14 protein-coding genes are annotated in these 14,201 nt (G+C 62.2%); 7 read left to right on the top strand and 7 right to left on the bottom strand.

The genetic code is table 11. From position 1 onward, the window contains the following. Positions 1–2 precede the first annotated feature (2 nt). The 5 genes from RIF72_RS02755 to RIF72_RS02735 all read left to right on the top strand — a co-directional run bounded on the left by RIF72_RS02755 (position 3) and on the right by RIF72_RS02735 (position 3,604). Positions 3–1,175 carry an ABC transporter permease gene (locus RIF72_RS02755; protein WP_309073335.1) on the top strand — a complete coding sequence of 391 codons (1,173 nt, stop codon included), beginning with the start codon at positions 3–5 and terminating at the stop codon, positions 1,173–1,175. Further along, entirely contained in the window at positions 1,172–2,338 is a 1,167-nt protein-coding gene (locus RIF72_RS02750; RefSeq protein ID WP_309073334.1) for an ABC transporter permease, read from the top strand. Before RIF72_RS02755 ends, RIF72_RS02750 begins: the two co-directional genes overlap by 4 nt. Further along, positions 2,335–2,703 (top strand): DUF5655 domain-containing protein, encoded by a 369-nt coding sequence (locus RIF72_RS02745; RefSeq protein ID WP_309073333.1) that lies wholly within the window; start codon positions 2,335–2,337, stop codon positions 2,701–2,703. Before RIF72_RS02750 ends, RIF72_RS02745 begins: the two co-directional genes overlap by 4 nt. 101 nt (positions 2,704–2,804) lie before the next feature. Further along, positions 2,805–3,275, top strand: coding sequence for a GyrI-like domain-containing protein (locus tag RIF72_RS02740; protein WP_309073332.1), 471 nt, complete (start codon positions 2,805–2,807; stop codon positions 3,273–3,275). Positions 3,276–3,295: 20 nt separating this feature from the next. Then, positions 3,296–3,604, top strand: a complete 309-nt coding sequence (locus tag RIF72_RS02735) for a hypothetical protein (RefSeq protein WP_309073331.1) — start codon at positions 3,296–3,298, stop codon at positions 3,602–3,604. 110 nt (positions 3,605–3,714) lie between these two features. Here RIF72_RS02735 and RIF72_RS02730 read toward each other — a convergent pair whose 3' ends face one another. Next, positions 3,715–4,398 carry a hypothetical protein gene (locus tag RIF72_RS02730; protein ID WP_309073330.1) on the bottom strand — a complete coding sequence of 228 codons (684 nt, stop codon included), beginning with the start codon at positions 4,396–4,398 and terminating at the stop codon, positions 3,715–3,717. 195 nt (positions 4,399–4,593) lie between these two features. Here RIF72_RS02730 and RIF72_RS02725 point away from each other — a divergent pair, with 195 nt between their 5' ends. Then, complete coding sequence (locus RIF72_RS02725; protein WP_309073329.1) at positions 4,594–5,880, top strand: hemolysin family protein; 1,287 nt, start codon at positions 4,594–4,596, stop codon at positions 5,878–5,880. Between the two features lie 72 nt (positions 5,881–5,952). Here RIF72_RS02725 and RIF72_RS02720 read toward each other — a convergent pair whose 3' ends face one another. Further along, positions 5,953–6,336 (bottom strand): MerR family transcriptional regulator, encoded by a 384-nt coding sequence (locus RIF72_RS02720; protein ID WP_309073328.1) that lies wholly within the window; start codon positions 6,334–6,336, stop codon positions 5,953–5,955. A gap of 186 nt (positions 6,337–6,522) precedes the next feature. Between RIF72_RS02720 and RIF72_RS02715 the strand changes: the two genes are divergently transcribed. Further along, positions 6,523–8,046, top strand: a complete 1,524-nt coding sequence (locus tag RIF72_RS02715; protein WP_309073327.1) for a SulP family inorganic anion transporter — start codon at positions 6,523–6,525, stop codon at positions 8,044–8,046. Positions 8,047–8,083: 37 nt separating this feature from the next. Here RIF72_RS02715 and RIF72_RS02710 read toward each other — a convergent pair whose 3' ends face one another. The 5 genes from RIF72_RS02710 to RIF72_RS02690 form a co-directional block, all read right to left on the bottom strand. Further along, positions 8,084–9,508 carry a glycoside hydrolase family 32 protein gene (locus RIF72_RS02710; protein WP_309073483.1) on the bottom strand — a complete coding sequence of 475 codons (1,425 nt, stop codon included), beginning with the start codon at positions 9,506–9,508 and terminating at the stop codon, positions 8,084–8,086. 163 nt (positions 9,509–9,671) lie between these two features. Beyond that, entirely contained in the window at positions 9,672–11,222 is a 1,551-nt protein-coding gene (locus tag RIF72_RS02705) for a glycoside hydrolase family 32 protein (protein ID WP_309073326.1), read from the bottom strand. Next, positions 11,219–12,313: an ATP-binding cassette domain-containing protein gene (locus tag RIF72_RS02700; protein ID WP_309073325.1), complete on the bottom strand. Its 1,095-nt coding sequence runs from the start codon at positions 12,311–12,313 to the stop codon at positions 11,219–11,221. Before RIF72_RS02700 ends, RIF72_RS02705 begins: the two co-directional genes overlap by 4 nt. Further along, the gene (locus tag RIF72_RS02695) at positions 12,310–13,272 is read right to left on the bottom strand and encodes an ABC transporter ATP-binding protein (protein ID WP_309073324.1); all 963 of its coding nucleotides are present in this window, start codon (positions 13,270–13,272) and stop codon (positions 12,310–12,312) included. The genes RIF72_RS02700 and RIF72_RS02695 overlap by 4 nt, the downstream gene beginning before the upstream one ends. Then, positions 13,269–14,195: an ABC transporter permease gene (locus RIF72_RS02690; RefSeq protein ID WP_309073323.1), complete on the bottom strand. Its 927-nt coding sequence runs from the start codon at positions 14,193–14,195 to the stop codon at positions 13,269–13,271. The genes RIF72_RS02695 and RIF72_RS02690 overlap by 4 nt, the downstream gene beginning before the upstream one ends. Positions 14,196–14,201: the final 6 nt, after the last annotated feature.

Genomic DNA, 14,201 nt, shown 5'->3' with positions numbered 1-14,201 from the left:
CCGTGCGAGCGCTGTGGACCATGGTCGGCAATGATTTTCGTCAACGGCTGAGGGACAAATCGGTGCTCATCTTTTCGCTGATCGTCCCCTTGGCGCTGATGGGCGTGCTGAGCTTGGCTTTTGGCCGGCTGGGTACCGGCAGCGTCGACCTGCAACCAGCCACGGTCGTAGCGAGCGTCGAAGACTCCGGTCCGCTCGGAGCTGCGCTGCTGGACTCGCTTGGGTCGGTCGAGGCCATGCAGGTCACTGTCCGTGAGGTGCCAGCGGATGCTGTGAGCTCCGAAACCCGCACTACCGGTGCCGCCTTGGGCATCGTCATCCCGGCCGACTTCAGTTCCGCATTGGCTACAGGGCAGCCGTCCACGCTCCAACTTATCGAAGGCAGCGGGTCCGTCCTCGAGACGAGTGTCCTGATTTCGATCGTCACCGGAATCGTAGACCAGTTCACCGCTGCGTCAGTAACGGAGGCGGCCGCAAGACTGGGTGGAGTCCCCCCTGATGCGGCGGCAGGCATAGGGCGGACAGTAGTGGCCGGCGAACCGATTCTCCATATCACGGAAGGAATCGCGCCAGCTGGGCAGTTGTCGCTTCGGGCCGGCCTGGTGGCCGGCCAAACGGGGTTGTTTCTGCTGTTCACGGTGGGATTCGGTGTTCTTGGACTGCTGGCGGAGAAGGAACAAGGAACCCTCGGCCGGATCAGGTCCACAGCTGTGCCGCAATGGACCATTGTCGCGGCCAAAGCGGTTGCTGGTTTTTCACTGGGAGTCGTCGCCAGTGCCGTGCTGCTTGCCAGTGGCACGCTCCTCTTCGGCGTTGACTTCGGTTCCCCTGCCGTTGTGGGTTTGCTGGTCCTCGGGGCAGCGGCGGCGGCCACCAGCTTGACCTTTATTGTGGCCAAGGTGGTTCGGACAGCCGAACAAGCCAATGTGGCGCAATCCATTGTTGCCATGGTGTTGGGTATAGCGGGAGGTGCCTTCTTTCCCATCCAAGCGTCAGGTTTCATGGCGGTCCTGATGGACCTGAACCCGGTGGGAGCGTTCATCCGGGGCCTTGGAATCTCGGCCGGCGGCGGCGGCGTCCCAGAAATCGCCGTGCCGTTGATGACGATGTTGGGATTCGCGGTTGTGTGCGTCCTCGTTTCCCGTTTCCTGCCGGACCGGGGAGCCAGGGCATGAAAGCGATCCTGGCCATCGCCGGCGTGGAGGTGCGGCGCTTCCTGAGGGACCGCTCCAACATCTTCTTCGTCTTCATCTTCCCGCTCCTGTTGATTCTGTTGCTGGGCACCCAGTTCGGTTCGAGCCGTGCAGAAACCCGGGTTGCCCTGGCCGGAGGATCCGGAACAGCGCTCGAATCCGCGGTAACGGAACAACTGGTGGCCGACGGCATGCAGGTGGAATCCGGCACCTCGCAAGTGGTGCGCGAACAGCTGGGGCGCGGAAGGGCTGACGTCGGGCTCCTTATCAGCACCGAAGCCGCCGCCGCATTCAACGACGGACGCCGAGCGGAGCTGGAGATACTTACTGCGTCGCAAGCATCAGCCCAAGCCGCCCTACAGGAGGTGAGGGGTTCCCTGCAGGCCATCAGCATGCGAAACAGTCAGCTCGCAGCTTTGGAACGGGCAGGCCTTCCGGCAGAGGCCGCGGCGGCCGCCTTGGCGCAGGCTCGAGAAGCTGTCCAGGCACCCCGGGTAGACATCCTCGACACCGACAACACCGCGCAGGAGTTCCGTGGACTTGGGGTTTTCGATCTTGGAGCGGTGCAGCAGCTGCTGCTGTTCATCTTCCTCAGTTCCCTGACCGGCGCCGCCACGCTGATCCAGGCCCGCCGGTACGGCGTCATCTCGCGCACCATGGCAGCACCGGTATCCAGCGGTCAGACGATTGCCGGACAGGCAGTGGGAAGGTTCGGGATCGCATCAGTACAAGGTGCTTACATCCTGGTTGGCACCGCCCTGCTCTTCGGCGTCGATTGGGGCAACCTCTGGCTCACTGCGCTGGTCCTGGTGGCCTTCAGCGCCGTGGCCGCCGCAGGCGCCATGATCATCGGCTCGCTCTTGGATCACGACGGCGCCGCAACAGGTATCGGAATAGGCGCAGGTCTCGTATTGGCTGGACTGGGAGGCTGCATGGTGCCACCGGAGTTCTTCGCCGAACCACTACAGTCAATATCGTGGCTCACCCCGCATCGGTGGGCTTACGACGCTTTGGCCGCCATCCAACGACGGGATGCTTCCTTCACGGACATCCTGCCTGCCCTGGGCGTCCTGGCAGCGATGGCCGCAACTCTCCTTTTGAGTGGTGCGTGGCTCCTCCGGCGCAGCCTCCAAAGGGCGCTATGACCGCAGCTCCTCCCCCGGACGCAGTTTCCTTTTTTGATGGGTCTCCTCAAGGCCTGGCCATCTGCGAGGCCGTCTTCTCCTTCGCCGGTGGACTCGGTGATATTCAGGTCCACGTCTCCAAGAGCCAGATCGCCCTTCGACGGCATCGTGAATTCGCCTATTTGTGGCGGCCCGACCAGTACGTCCGATCGAGGATACCGGCCGTGTTGTCGTTGGCTTTACCCTATGAGCTCGACTCCCCAAGGTTCAAAGAAGTAGCTCATCCCGCTCCTTCCGTGTGGATGCATCACATGGAACTCCACAATCCCAGCATGGTTGATGCCGAAGTGAGGCAATGGATCAGGGAGGCCTTTGAGGCGGCATAGCTGAATCGCCCCCGGGGGCTGCCGGCGCAGCTACCGCCTCTTCCCCTGTTTAGAGTCGTTCGACCCTACTGTCAGCAACCCGATCAGGGAAGTCTTGAAGCATGAGCATCCTTGACCAGCAACCCACGGTGATTCGAACCGCCGACCAGCCAACTGCAGTGGTCCGCGAGCGTGTCCCCATGGCGAATCTCACGGAATTCTTCGGCCGAGCCTTTGGGGCAGTCATGGCCGCTACCCAAGCGCAGAATGCCAGTCCTACCGGCCCACCGTTCGCCATGTACCACGGGATGCCAACGGACACCGTCGACGTAGAGGCCGGCTTTCCCGTGACGCCTGATTTCTCCGCTGCCGGAGAGGTTATCAGCGGCCTGCTGCCGGAGTCGGACGCTCTTGAAGCTGTGCACCAGGGACCTTACGACACTTTGGAGCAGACGTACGCGCTCATCCTCGAGCGCATGAGCGCAGAAGGGATGACGCCCTCGGACACCATGTGGGAGTTCTATCTGACCGACCCCGAAAAGGAGCCAGACCCGGCTAAATGGCAGACCCGGGTGGTTTGGCCCGTCATCTGAACAGAAACGACTTCCCGATCATGAGCATGCCATCAAATGGCTCGCGAAAAGGCGGACGGGGGCACCACCTGCACTACCGGGCGGCAAGCGTTTATGAAGAACGTTCCAACACCAGCGGGAAATTGCAGTTGGTGGTGAAGGTGGAGCCGGATTGCCCGGCAGCGTGCATCATCGTCCGCGGAAAGGTCTCAACGCAGAGCATCCTGGTCATCTTCGCCGTTGCCCGCAGGATCAACGCTGCTGTTCCCGGCGCCGCCATCTCCGTGGATCTCGGCCATGCCGGCATCACGGACGAAGCCTTGGAACAGCTCCGGGACGTTTCCTTGTGACAGAGGTACTGAGGTACGAAGTCGGATCCAGCACGGTGTTGGTGGAGGTCGACGACGAACGTTCCGGGGGCACGCTTGGTGTCATCAGCGGCGGGGCGCTGCATCGCATCTCAGAGAGTCGTACTTCCTCTAGGCCCCTGTTCAGAGTTACGGGCGCGGTACCCGTAGGCCAGCAAGACGATGCCTGCCGTGATCACCACCACAAGGACGGCGGCGTCCCCGGAAATGAGCTGGACGGCGGACTGAAAAGCGAAAACCGCACCCACCAATCCGAGCACTGCGGCTGGAACCAACGGCCACTTCATTCTCTCAGTACCACCGGAAAGCTTGACGGGGACCACTGATAGCACGCCGAAAGTTGCGGCTAGTCCGAGGAACAGGACTGCGGCAACAGGTGTGCCTTGCAGCTCAGCTGGGAGGGCGACTACTACTGCCAATACGAACATGATGCCGCACGGAATCAGGGCCCACCAGTAAGCACGTTCACGCAGATATACTGCTCCGAATCCGGCTGCCATGAAGAGGAACAGCAGGGCGCCAACAGCATTTCCCTCCGTGAACCAAGTGGCAGCGATGACTGCGGCCAGGCCGAGGAACACGGAACCAGGGATAGCCGCCCACCAGTTGTCGCGCCGGAGGAAGAAGAGGACTACAAACACGCTTCCCAGCGCCGCAAAGATGAGCAACGTCGCGTAAACTCCGTCTTCCACGATGCCAAGCTGATCGAGAAGCAACATCATGCCCATCGTCATCAGGGCGATCCCGGCAATGATGCTGATGGTTGTTGATTTCATTTTCGGCTCCCATGCTGGGCGGGCAGCCCCGCCGCTCTGCTCATTCAAGGCTAGGGTCCTGCCCCTACCGGAGGTAGGGCACAAAGCCCCGGCTTGAACGCGGCCCGCCACCGCAGGTGCTTGCTGCTCGCTATTTTGCGCGGTCCCTGTGATTCCAGCCTCCCCGGAGTTCGCCCGGTTCGGTAGTGTCAGGTAATGGACAGCGGCACATTCGTGAATTTTCTGTTGGTTCTTCTGTTTGTGCTGCTGGGGGGAGTCTTCGCCGGGACGGAAATGGCACTTGTCTCCCTTCGGGAGACGCAGGTGCGTCAGATCGAGAAGGCAGGCCAGGGTGGAGCCAGAATTGCCGCGTTGGCCCGGGACCCCAACCGGTTCTTGTCCACTGTCCAGATCGGGGTAACACTTTCGGGCTTCTTCTCGGCTGCCTACGGCGCTTCCACGATCGCCCCTGACGTGGAGCCTATTTTGGAGAGCTTGGGGCTGGGGTCGGCGGCCGAACCTGCGGCCTTTATCGGCATGACTTTGCTGGTGGCTTATCTGTCCTTGGTACTGGGCGAACTGGCCCCTAAGAGGCTTGCCATGCAATTCGCAGTTGGTTTCACGAAGACACTTGCCCCACCGTTGAATGCGCTGTCCCAGCTCATGAGGCCTGTGATTTGGTTCTTGTCCGTTTCCAGCGACGCCGTGGTCCGAATCTTCGGAGGAGACCCTGAGGTGAAGCATGAAGGCGTTACGTCCGAAGAGTTGTGGGACATGGTGGCCGAAAGCGACCTGCTTGAGGCCCACAGTCGAAACATCTTGTCAGACGTGTTCGGGGCCGGCGACCGCACCCTGCAGGAAGTGATGCGCCCGCGAACTGAGGTGGCCTTCATTGCTGGCGGCATGAGCCTGTCCGATGCCCGGTCTCTGGTTGGTCACGGCCCATATTCCCGCTACCCGGTCACTGACGGAACATCGGATGACGTCATTGGGTTTGTACATATCCGCGACCTGATGCTGGGCGATGAAGAATCAGCTGAGACGCCGGTGAGGGAGCTTGTCCGCGAGATCCTTCCCCTTCCGGGTACCAACAAAGTGCTGCCCTCGCTGGCGCGTATGCGGAGGGAAGGCCACCACATCGCGTTGGTGGTGGATGAGTATGGCGGCACCGACGGCATCGTCACCTTGGAAGACCTGGTGGAGGAACTGGTCGGCGAGATCTACGACGAGTACGACACCAAGGTCGACCCCGAGGACCGCACCAATGTCCACGAAGGCTCGGCGGATGTCGACGGTGGCCTCATTCTGCAAGAGTTCGCGCTCGCGTCCGGCGTAGATCTTCCCGAGGGGCGCTACGAGACTGTCGGCGGCTTCATGATGGATCGTCTGGGTCGGCTACCCCGCGTTGGGGATGAAGTGGAGGTGCATGGCCACGTTTTGACGGTCATCTCCATGGAACGGCTACGTATAGGACGGATCCGCGTTACCGCCTTGGGGGAATAGCCAGATGCCTTCACTTGGCCTGGTTCGCCCGGGGAGGGGCAAGCAACCGCTGCACTTGGCTCAACAACTGACTCAGGTGTTTTTACCCATCCGTTCAATGAACTCATCAGCCTGGGATAGGTTCCGGGCCATCTTTGCCCGCTGGCCTCTGGCTTTTTCCATGAACTCGGCGAGTTTCACTTGGCCGGCCCCGCTTCCGCTACCGGATTCCAATGCTGAAAGGATCTCCAGAATTTCGGCCATTTCCTCCAGGGAAAAGCCCAGGGGTTTCATTTGCTTGATCAGGGTCAGGCGCTCGACGTCATTCTCGGCATAGACCCTGAACCCGCCATCGGTGCGGCCCGTAGCCGGCAGGAGTCCCACCTCGTCGTAGTGGCGGATGGTCCGCAGGGACAGCCCGGTCCTTTCGGCCAGTTCACCAATATGCATGGTGCGGCTGCTGATCCGTTCCGTCATGAAAGACCTCCTGCGTTGCCCGAACTAACTCTACCGCTACGTTAGGGTAGACTTGGGGAAATGGGTGTAGACGTACAAGCCTAGTTGCTGGCGTTCTCATTCACGGCGCTGCGGTGCGCCCTCAGTTTCCCCCAAACATACGAAGCCGCTCAGGCGTGTCTTCTTGAGCATGAAACGGAGCCAGCATTGGCCGTTAAACCAGCCACGGATGCCCCGGCATTCACGCCCGAGCAGCTGCAGTCTGTCCGGGAAACCCTCAAGTCGCCCAAACGGCTCAAAACAGAGGTCCTTGCCGGCCTGGTCGTGGCACTGGCACTGATTCCCGAAGCGATCGCGTTCTCGATCATCGCCGGCGTGGATCCGCGCCTCGGTTTGTTCGCCTCCTTCACCATGGCAGTGACCATCGCCTTCGTTGGCGGGCGACCGGCCATGATCTCCGCCGCCACCGGCGCCATCGCCCTCGTCGTCGCACCCTTGGTGAAATCCCACGGAGTGGACTACTTCATCGCCGCCGTCATCCTCGCCGGGATCTTCCAGATCATCCTGGGCCTGTCAGGCGTGGCCAAGTTGATGCGGTTCATCCCACGCTCGGTCATGGTGGGGTTCGTCAACGCGCTGGCCATTCTGATCTTCATGTCGCAGGTCCCGGAACTGCTCGGAGTCCCCTGGCTGGTCTACCCGCTGGTGGCATTGGCGCTGCTGATCGTGTTCGGCCTGCCGAAACTGACCAATGTCGTCCCCGCCCCGCTGGTCGCGATCGTAGTCCTGACCTTAATAACGGTCCTGGCCTCTGTTGCCGTTCCGACCGTAGGCGACAAGGGCGATCTGCCCGAATCGCTGCCGTCTCTGTTCATCCCGAACGTGCCCTTCAGCCTCGAAACGCTGCAAGTAATTTTCCCGTTCGCCCTGGCCATGGCCTTCGTAGGTCTGCTGGAATCACTGATGACCGCAAAACTCGTCGATGACGTCACCGACACCCGCTCCCACAAAACCCGCGAAGCCTGGGGACAAGGCGTAGCAAACATCGTCACCGGCTTCACCGGCGGCATGGGAGGCTGCGCCATGATCGGCCAGACCATGATCAACGTCAAAGCCTCAGGGGCACGCACCCGCATCTCCACCTTCCTCGCCGGTGTCTTCCTGCTCATCCTCGTAGTCGCCCTCGGAGACATCGTCTCGCTTATCCCCATGGCCGCCCTCGTGGCCGTGATGATCTTCGTTTCCTGGGCCACCTTCGACTGGCACAGCATCCACCCCCGCACACTGAAAATGATGCCCAAGAGCGAAACCCTCGTCATGCTAGCCACCGTCATTGTCACCGTTGCCACCCACAACCTCGCCATCGGCGTCGGCGTCGGCGTTCTGGTAGCCATGGTCATGTTCGCTCGCCGAGTGGCCCACTTCGTCACAGTAGAACGAACCGTGAAAAGCGTGAACGGCCAGGAAACCGCCACTTATGTGGTGGACGGTGAACTGTTCTTCGCCTCCTCCAACGACCTCTACACACAGTTTGAATACGCGCTGGACCCGGACCACGTCATCATCGACATGCACGCCTCCCACCTCTGGGACGCCTCCACCATCGCAGCTTTGGACTCGATCACCGAGAAATACCACCAGCACGGCAAGGACGTGAAGATTGTAGGGCTGAACGAAGCCAGCACCATCATGCGCCAACGCCTCGGCGGCAAACTCGGTGCAGGCCACTAGCACCTTCAACTCCTACGAAGGACCCGGACATCCGGGGCTATGGCGTGACCCTTAATTCACGGATGGTCAGGTCCCGGAACGTGGCCGCTCCTTCATGGGCGTAGAGGCGGATGCCGTCATCGCCTTCAAGCGGGAAGACCCGGTGCGAATGCACCACACGCCCATCCCCGATGAACATCTCCACGCTGGTGCGATCCACGAGGATGCGGATGCCCAGGCGCCCGGTGGAGGGGTCCACCGGTGTTTGGGTTTCGCCCGCGGTGGGGTTGATGGTGGGGCGGCGATTGACGTAGGTGAATGGTCCGGGGAGGAAGGCACCCGCGGCCACATGCCTGCCTCCGCCTGGTGCACGACATACCTCCAGCCCCAGATTGGCCGGCGGCGCGGCAGGATCCCACACCAACTCGCAGGTGAGGTCGTAGGCGAGCGACCGGATCGTCAGGTCATGGGTGCCGGCAACCGCAACATCGCCCAGCCGGTGCGTGCGCTTCACGTGGTCAGCCAGCGCAGACGTAGGGGCGGAGGCAAGGTAGTAACCATCCTTTCCACGCTTGAGCCGGACATCGCGGACGATCATGTCATCGCCGTTGTAGCCGTCAGTTGCCAAGGTAGGCGTGTTGTGGGGGTAGTCCCAGAAATTTGCCCAGCCGATCGCCCGGCGGAGGGTTGGGTCCTCAGCACCCGATGCGACATGATGCGGGTAGGTCACTGCACCGTAGAAGTCGAAGCCATAGTCGAGCCATTCCGGCTCGTCATGGTCCGGGGTGAAAGAACTGCCATCAAACGCTCCGGTCCAGTAGGCATACGTCGCAGGCAGTCCTCGGCCCTTGCCGTTCGCACTCGTACCGAGAACCCAACGCGAGGTGCCGTCGTCGGCCGTCATTCGAAAGAGGTCAGGGCACTCGAGCAGCCCCAAATCGTTGCGCAGGAAATCACCAACACGCGCCCAGGACCGCAGGTCCGGTGACGTGTAAAAACCGAGCTTTTGCCCTTCAGCGTTGGCCATGAACCATCGCCCTCGGTCCTCGTCCCAGATCACCTTGGGATCGCGGAAATCGTGCACTCCCGGGTTGGGCAGCACCGGAGCCGAGCCCCCCGGCTGAAATGAGCGACCCCTGTCCGTTGAGTACCAAAGATACTGGGCTTGGCGGCCCTCCGGCGCCTGGGTAACAAGTGCTATGACCGCGCCCGCTCCGTACCCTGCGGTATTTCGATCATCCACCACCACGCATCCGGACCAGCAATCGCCGTTGCTGTTGCTGAATTTCGGGATAGCGACACCACGATCCCGGAAGGCGACGTGATCGGTGGTGGTGGCCCGACGCCATGACGTGCCACCCCCACCAGTGATGTAGTCAGAGTTGTACAAGTAGTAGTAGTGGTACTCCCCATCCAGGTAGATGGGGCGCTGGGGATCGTTTTTCCAGTTGTCTGGCACGCTGAAGTGGTAGGCCGGCCGCATCCGGGATCTTCCTTTCGAGGGTGAACCACCCGTTGCCAAAGCCGGCCCCGAGGAGTCAGCCTGCACTGTGGATACGGAGAGAGCAATCGATCCACCCAACGCGACCGCTCCGGCGCCAGTCAGCAGCCCACGGCGAGAGACCGATGATGACTTTTCCATGGGTCTACTTCCCTTCCGGCAAGAGGCTCCGGCTGCTTTCAAAGATCCCAGCCATAGTCCAGGCGTCGAAAGAAAGGAGTCGCACCGAACCTTCAGTGGCGGCCAGTGTCACGCGCTCGCCGCCGAGGGTCGGGTAGACACGGGCCGTGAGGGGCTTGCCGTTGGCGAAGATTTCGACGGTGGACCGGTCCACCACCACGCGCAGGTTGATTCGACCGTCCGTCATCGGAACCGGTCCGGACTTGTCCTCCACATCGACGGCAGGGTCGAGGCTGCTGCGGGTACGGTCCAAGCGGAGAGTGCCGACGGGGGTTCCATCGGCGGCCCGGCTCAGCACGATCGCGGTCTCCTCGGCACCGTCCGGCGACGTGAGCACGCCGAGACGAACCTCCGCACCAGGTGCCAGTTGCACGTCCAACTCAAGGTCCAGCTGGTTGCCGGTCACACCGCTATCGAGGGACCTTCCAGCCCCCACCAGCACCTGGCCGGGGACGCTGACGTGGTTTCGGCGCAGCTTCTCGACTTCGGGAACCGGCGCGAACTCCAGGGTTCCGTCGTTGCCCATGGTGGTGACCCGCGGCAGGCTCATCACACCCGACCAGCCGGTTTCCACCATTGCTTCATCACTTCGGCCTTCTTGCATCCAGCCGAACATGACGCGCCGGCCGGACTCATCCTGGAAAGACTGCGGTGCGTAAAAGAAGCGGCCTCCGTAGTCCAGCCGGTGCAGCGCCTCCGGCTCGAAGGTATCCCCGGCATAACGGCCGGTCCAGTACAGCGGGTGGCGGGTTTCGCCGTCATCCCAAGCGGAGAAGACCAGAACATCCGGCGAGTCGTCCGCAGGGGCAGAACCCAACGAACCCTGTCCTGCACGGAACAGGTCAACGCACTCCCACATGGTGCCGGTCCAGTCAGTGTCCGTGGGATCACCCTGCGAAGCATCGCCGATGAACAGCGGCCCGATGTAATCCCAGGACCGTAAATCTGAAGACTCGTACAGGAACGCCGTTCCGCCGCGGTGACGGATGCCTGACCCCACCAACTGCCTCCATTTGGTGCCTTCGCGCCATACGCAGTGATCGCGGTAAGCAGTGATCTCCACACCAACGGGAGGGGCCGCAATCACGGGATTCCCGGGGTCCTTGGTCCATTCCTGCAGGTCCGGGGATCCCACGGCAACGCACGGAAGCTCGCGCCCGTCCAGGCGCCCTGAATAGACCAAGGTGGGCGTGCCGCCGTCGTTCACCAATACCCCCGACCAGCAGCCATCGGCGTCCGGTCCCGCGGACGGTTCCAAGGCAACGGGCAGGTCTGTCCACGTGACGAGGTCGGTGCTGACGGCATGCCCCCACTGGATGCGATGGTGGAAAGCACCCTCAGGGTTGTACTGATAGAAAAGGTGGTACGTGCCGTTCCACTGGCTGACGCCGTTGGGATCGTTGAGCCAGCCCGCCGGTGACACGAAATGGAATCGTGGACGGAGGGGGTCGGCCTCGGCGCGGGACAGCAACTCGTCCCGTGGAACGGTGGCGAGCGGATGGGTCAGTTCAGTCATGCGGAAGCCTCTTCTTGAGCGTTCGACGCCGGTTGGCTGGATTGGATTGGTTCGGCGGCCAAGGCGTGGCCGCCGGCAGCTGCCCACGGCCGGTAAAGGTGGCAGCGCACCCAGTGACGGTTCGCGGGATCTCCAACTTGGTGGCGAACGGGCTTTTCGGCCGAACATGCTTGGTGCGGATCGCCGTGGAACGCGCAGTGCGTTGAGGCCATGACCGCCTGCCGCAATTCGGCCCTGCGGACGGGGTCGTACGAGCCTGCCCGGGCGGGGTCCGGTACGGCCGAAACCAACAGTTGCGTGTAGGGGTGCGCAGGATTGGACAGCAAGTCCAGGGACTCCCCTTCCTCAACGAGCTCACCGGCGAACATCACCGCCGTCCGGTCCGCCAAGTAGCGGGCGGACGCGAGGTCGTGGGTGATGTAGAGCATGGAGATGCCCTGCTCGTCGCGGAGCTTCCGCATCAGGTTCAGCACACCGATCCGGACAGAAACGTCCAGCATGGAGGTGGGCTCGTCGGCCAGGATGACCTGCGGTTCAACCGCAAGGGCCCGGGCTATGGCAACGCGTTGGCGCTGGCCGCCGGACAGCTCGTGCGGATAGGAGTTAAGCATGTCAGCCTGCAGGCCCACGGTAGTCATGAGTTCTGCGAGCCGCCGCTGGGTCTCCTGCTCGGAGCCACCGCTCTTGCCGTGGATCGCTAACGACCGTCGCAGGAAATGGTCCATCCTGTGGGCCGGGTTCAATGAGCCGAAGGGGTCCTGGAACACCATCTGCAGTTGCGAGCGAAATGCACGCGATGCTTGGAAACGATCTCGTTTAAGGACGTCGACGCCGTCAATCAGGATGGCACCGGAGCTCGGCTTTTCGAGCCGCGCGACACAGCGGGCCAGGGTGCTCTTGCCGGAACCGGACTCCCCTACAAGCGCCACGATTTCACCGCGACCAATGCTCAGGTCGACGCCATGCAGGGCACGGACGGAATCGCGGGAGAAAAGCCCGCCAACGGGGAATGACTTCCCCAGACCGCGGATTTCAAGTGCCGGGGTGCCGGTGCCGGCCACGGCCGGTGGGGTCACGAGTGAGTGGCTCATCGTGCAGCTCCTTCCAGGTTTGCTGAATCAACCGCGGGAGTGTCGGCACCAAACGGAGCCACGAAATGGCCGGGTGCTACCTCGGTGAGGTCCGGGATGTTCCGGAACTTCACGCCGTCGGGCAGTCCCGTCAACGGAACGCGGGGACCGGTGAGCGGCGGAAACGCGCCCATGAGCGCCTGGGTGTAGGGGTGGCGAGGGTTGGCGTAGACGTCCTGGGCTTTTGCGGTCTCCACGATCCGCCCGCCGTACATCACGGCCATGCGGTGCGAGAGTTCCACCATGAGGGACATGTCGTGCGTAATGAAGAGGACGGAGAAGCCGAGCTCACGCTGGAGCTCCTTGATTTGCGCCATGATCTCTTGCTGCACCACCACATCCAGTGCGGTGGTGGGCTCGTCCAGGATCAACAGTGACGGCTTTAGCGCCACCGCCATGGCAATCACGGCTCTCTGACGCATGCCGCCCGAGAGCTGGTGCGGATAGGACTTGAGCCGTGCCGGGTCGATCCTCACGAGTTCCAGCAGTTCACCGGCACGCCGCAGCGATTCCTTGCGGGAGTAGCCGGCGTGCGTGGTGAAGATGTCCACGATCTGTTCGCCTATGGTCAGCACCGGATTGAGTGAGTTCATGGCCGACTGGAAGACCATTGCAACGTCCTGCCAGCGGAAGCGCCGCAGCTCCTCCGGGCTCATGGCCAGGACGTCCTTGCCGCCGAAGGAAATGCTGCCGCCTGCGATCTTCGCTGGATCCTTCAGGAGCCTCATGATCGAGTTGGCAATGGTGGACTTCCCGCAGCCGGACTCCCCTGCCAACCCAAACACCTCGCCGGTGCCGATGCTGAAGGAAACACGGTCGACGGCGGTGGTTGAGCGGGTGTCGCCGATGTACTTAACGGTGAGGTCCTTGACGTCCAGGACGGGTTCATGGGAGCCGAAGGAAACTTGGGAAATGGTCATTTGCCGGCGCTCCTTTCGGTATCTTTAGGTGCTTTGATTTTCCGTAGCCGCGGGTTGGTGACCTCATCCACGGCGTAGTTGATGAGGGCAAGGGCGAAGGCCACCAGCGCGATGCAGACACCGGAAGGTACGAACACCCACCAACTGCCGGTGAGCAGTGCGCCCTCATTGCCGGCCCAGAAGAGGTTGTTGCCCCAGGACACCGTGCTGACATCGCCGAGGCCCAGGAATTCCAGGCCCGCTTGGGCGCCGATTCCGTAAATGACGCAGGCAAGCAGGGTGCCCATGACAATCGAGGCCATGTTGGGCAGGATTTCGCGGAACATGATCCGCCCCGCCCGTTCGCCGGACACCACGGCCGCGGCCACGAAGTCCTTGGACCGGATGGACAACGCCTGTGAGCGAAGGACACGTGCCGAGCCGGCCCAGCCGGTGACCACGAGTACCAGGATCACGGTGCCCAGGCCGGGCGGAAGGAATGCGGCCAGGATGACCAGCAGCGGCAGTCCGGGCAGCAGCAGGAAGACGTTGGTGACCAAGGACAGGGCTTCGTCGATGAACTTGCCGAAGTACGCGGAGGCGAGGCCCACCAGAATGCCGATGAAAGTGGACGCCAATCCGACGGTCAGCCCCACGAAAAGGGAACTTCGTGAGCCGTGGACGGTCAGTGCGAGCACGTCCTGTCCTTTGGCGGTGGTACCCAGCCAATGTTCGGCGGATGGTTCCAGGGAGGCCATCGCGGTGATCCTCGAAGGGTCGCCCGGGAACAGCACGGGGGCCAGCAGGGCCAGTGCAATGAAGATGAACATCACGGCCATGCCCGTCAGCGCTTTCTTGTTCGTGAGGAGGCCGTGGACGAAGCTGCGGTTGGGCTTGCGGGCAGCCGGGGTTTGAGTTGGCTGCTTCAGAAGTGCGGTTGTCATGGTCGG

The sequence above is a fragment of the Paenarthrobacter sp. genome (assembly GCF_031180005.1).
Taxonomy (GTDB): Bacteria; Actinomycetota; Actinomycetes; order Actinomycetales; family Micrococcaceae; genus Arthrobacter.
This window is presented reverse-complemented; position numbering and strand designations above follow the sequence as displayed.

Coding starts and splice junctions, on each gene's coding strand:
- RIF72_RS02710 (WP_309073483.1), bottom strand. CDS start 9,508: ATGCGGCCGGCCTACCACTTCAGCGTGCCAGACAACTGGAAAAACGAT.
- RIF72_RS02735 (WP_309073331.1), top strand. CDS start 3,296: ATGAGCATGCCATCAAATGGCTCGCGAAAAGGCGGACGGGGGCACCAC.
- RIF72_RS02720 (WP_309073328.1), bottom strand. CDS start 6,336: ATGACGGAACGGATCAGCAGCCGCACCATGCATATTGGTGAACTGGCC.
- RIF72_RS02750 (WP_309073334.1), top strand. CDS start 1,172: ATGAAAGCGATCCTGGCCATCGCCGGCGTGGAGGTGCGGCGCTTCCTG.
- RIF72_RS02695 (WP_309073324.1), bottom strand. CDS start 13,272: ATGACCATTTCCCAAGTTTCCTTCGGCTCCCATGAACCCGTCCTGGAC.
- RIF72_RS02740 (WP_309073332.1), top strand. CDS start 2,805: ATGAGCATCCTTGACCAGCAACCCACGGTGATTCGAACCGCCGACCAG.
- RIF72_RS02725 (WP_309073329.1), top strand. CDS start 4,594: ATGGACAGCGGCACATTCGTGAATTTTCTGTTGGTTCTTCTGTTTGTG.
- RIF72_RS02745 (WP_309073333.1), top strand. CDS start 2,335: ATGACCGCAGCTCCTCCCCCGGACGCAGTTTCCTTTTTTGATGGGTCT.
- RIF72_RS02690 (WP_309073323.1), bottom strand. CDS start 14,195: ATGACAACCGCACTTCTGAAGCAGCCAACTCAAACCCCGGCTGCCCGC.
- RIF72_RS02730 (WP_309073330.1), bottom strand. CDS start 4,398: ATGAAATCAACAACCATCAGCATCATTGCCGGGATCGCCCTGATGACG.
- RIF72_RS02700 (WP_309073325.1), bottom strand. CDS start 12,313: ATGAGCCACTCACTCGTGACCCCACCGGCCGTGGCCGGCACCGGCACC.
- RIF72_RS02705 (WP_309073326.1), bottom strand. CDS start 11,222: ATGACTGAACTGACCCATCCGCTCGCCACCGTTCCACGGGACGAGTTG.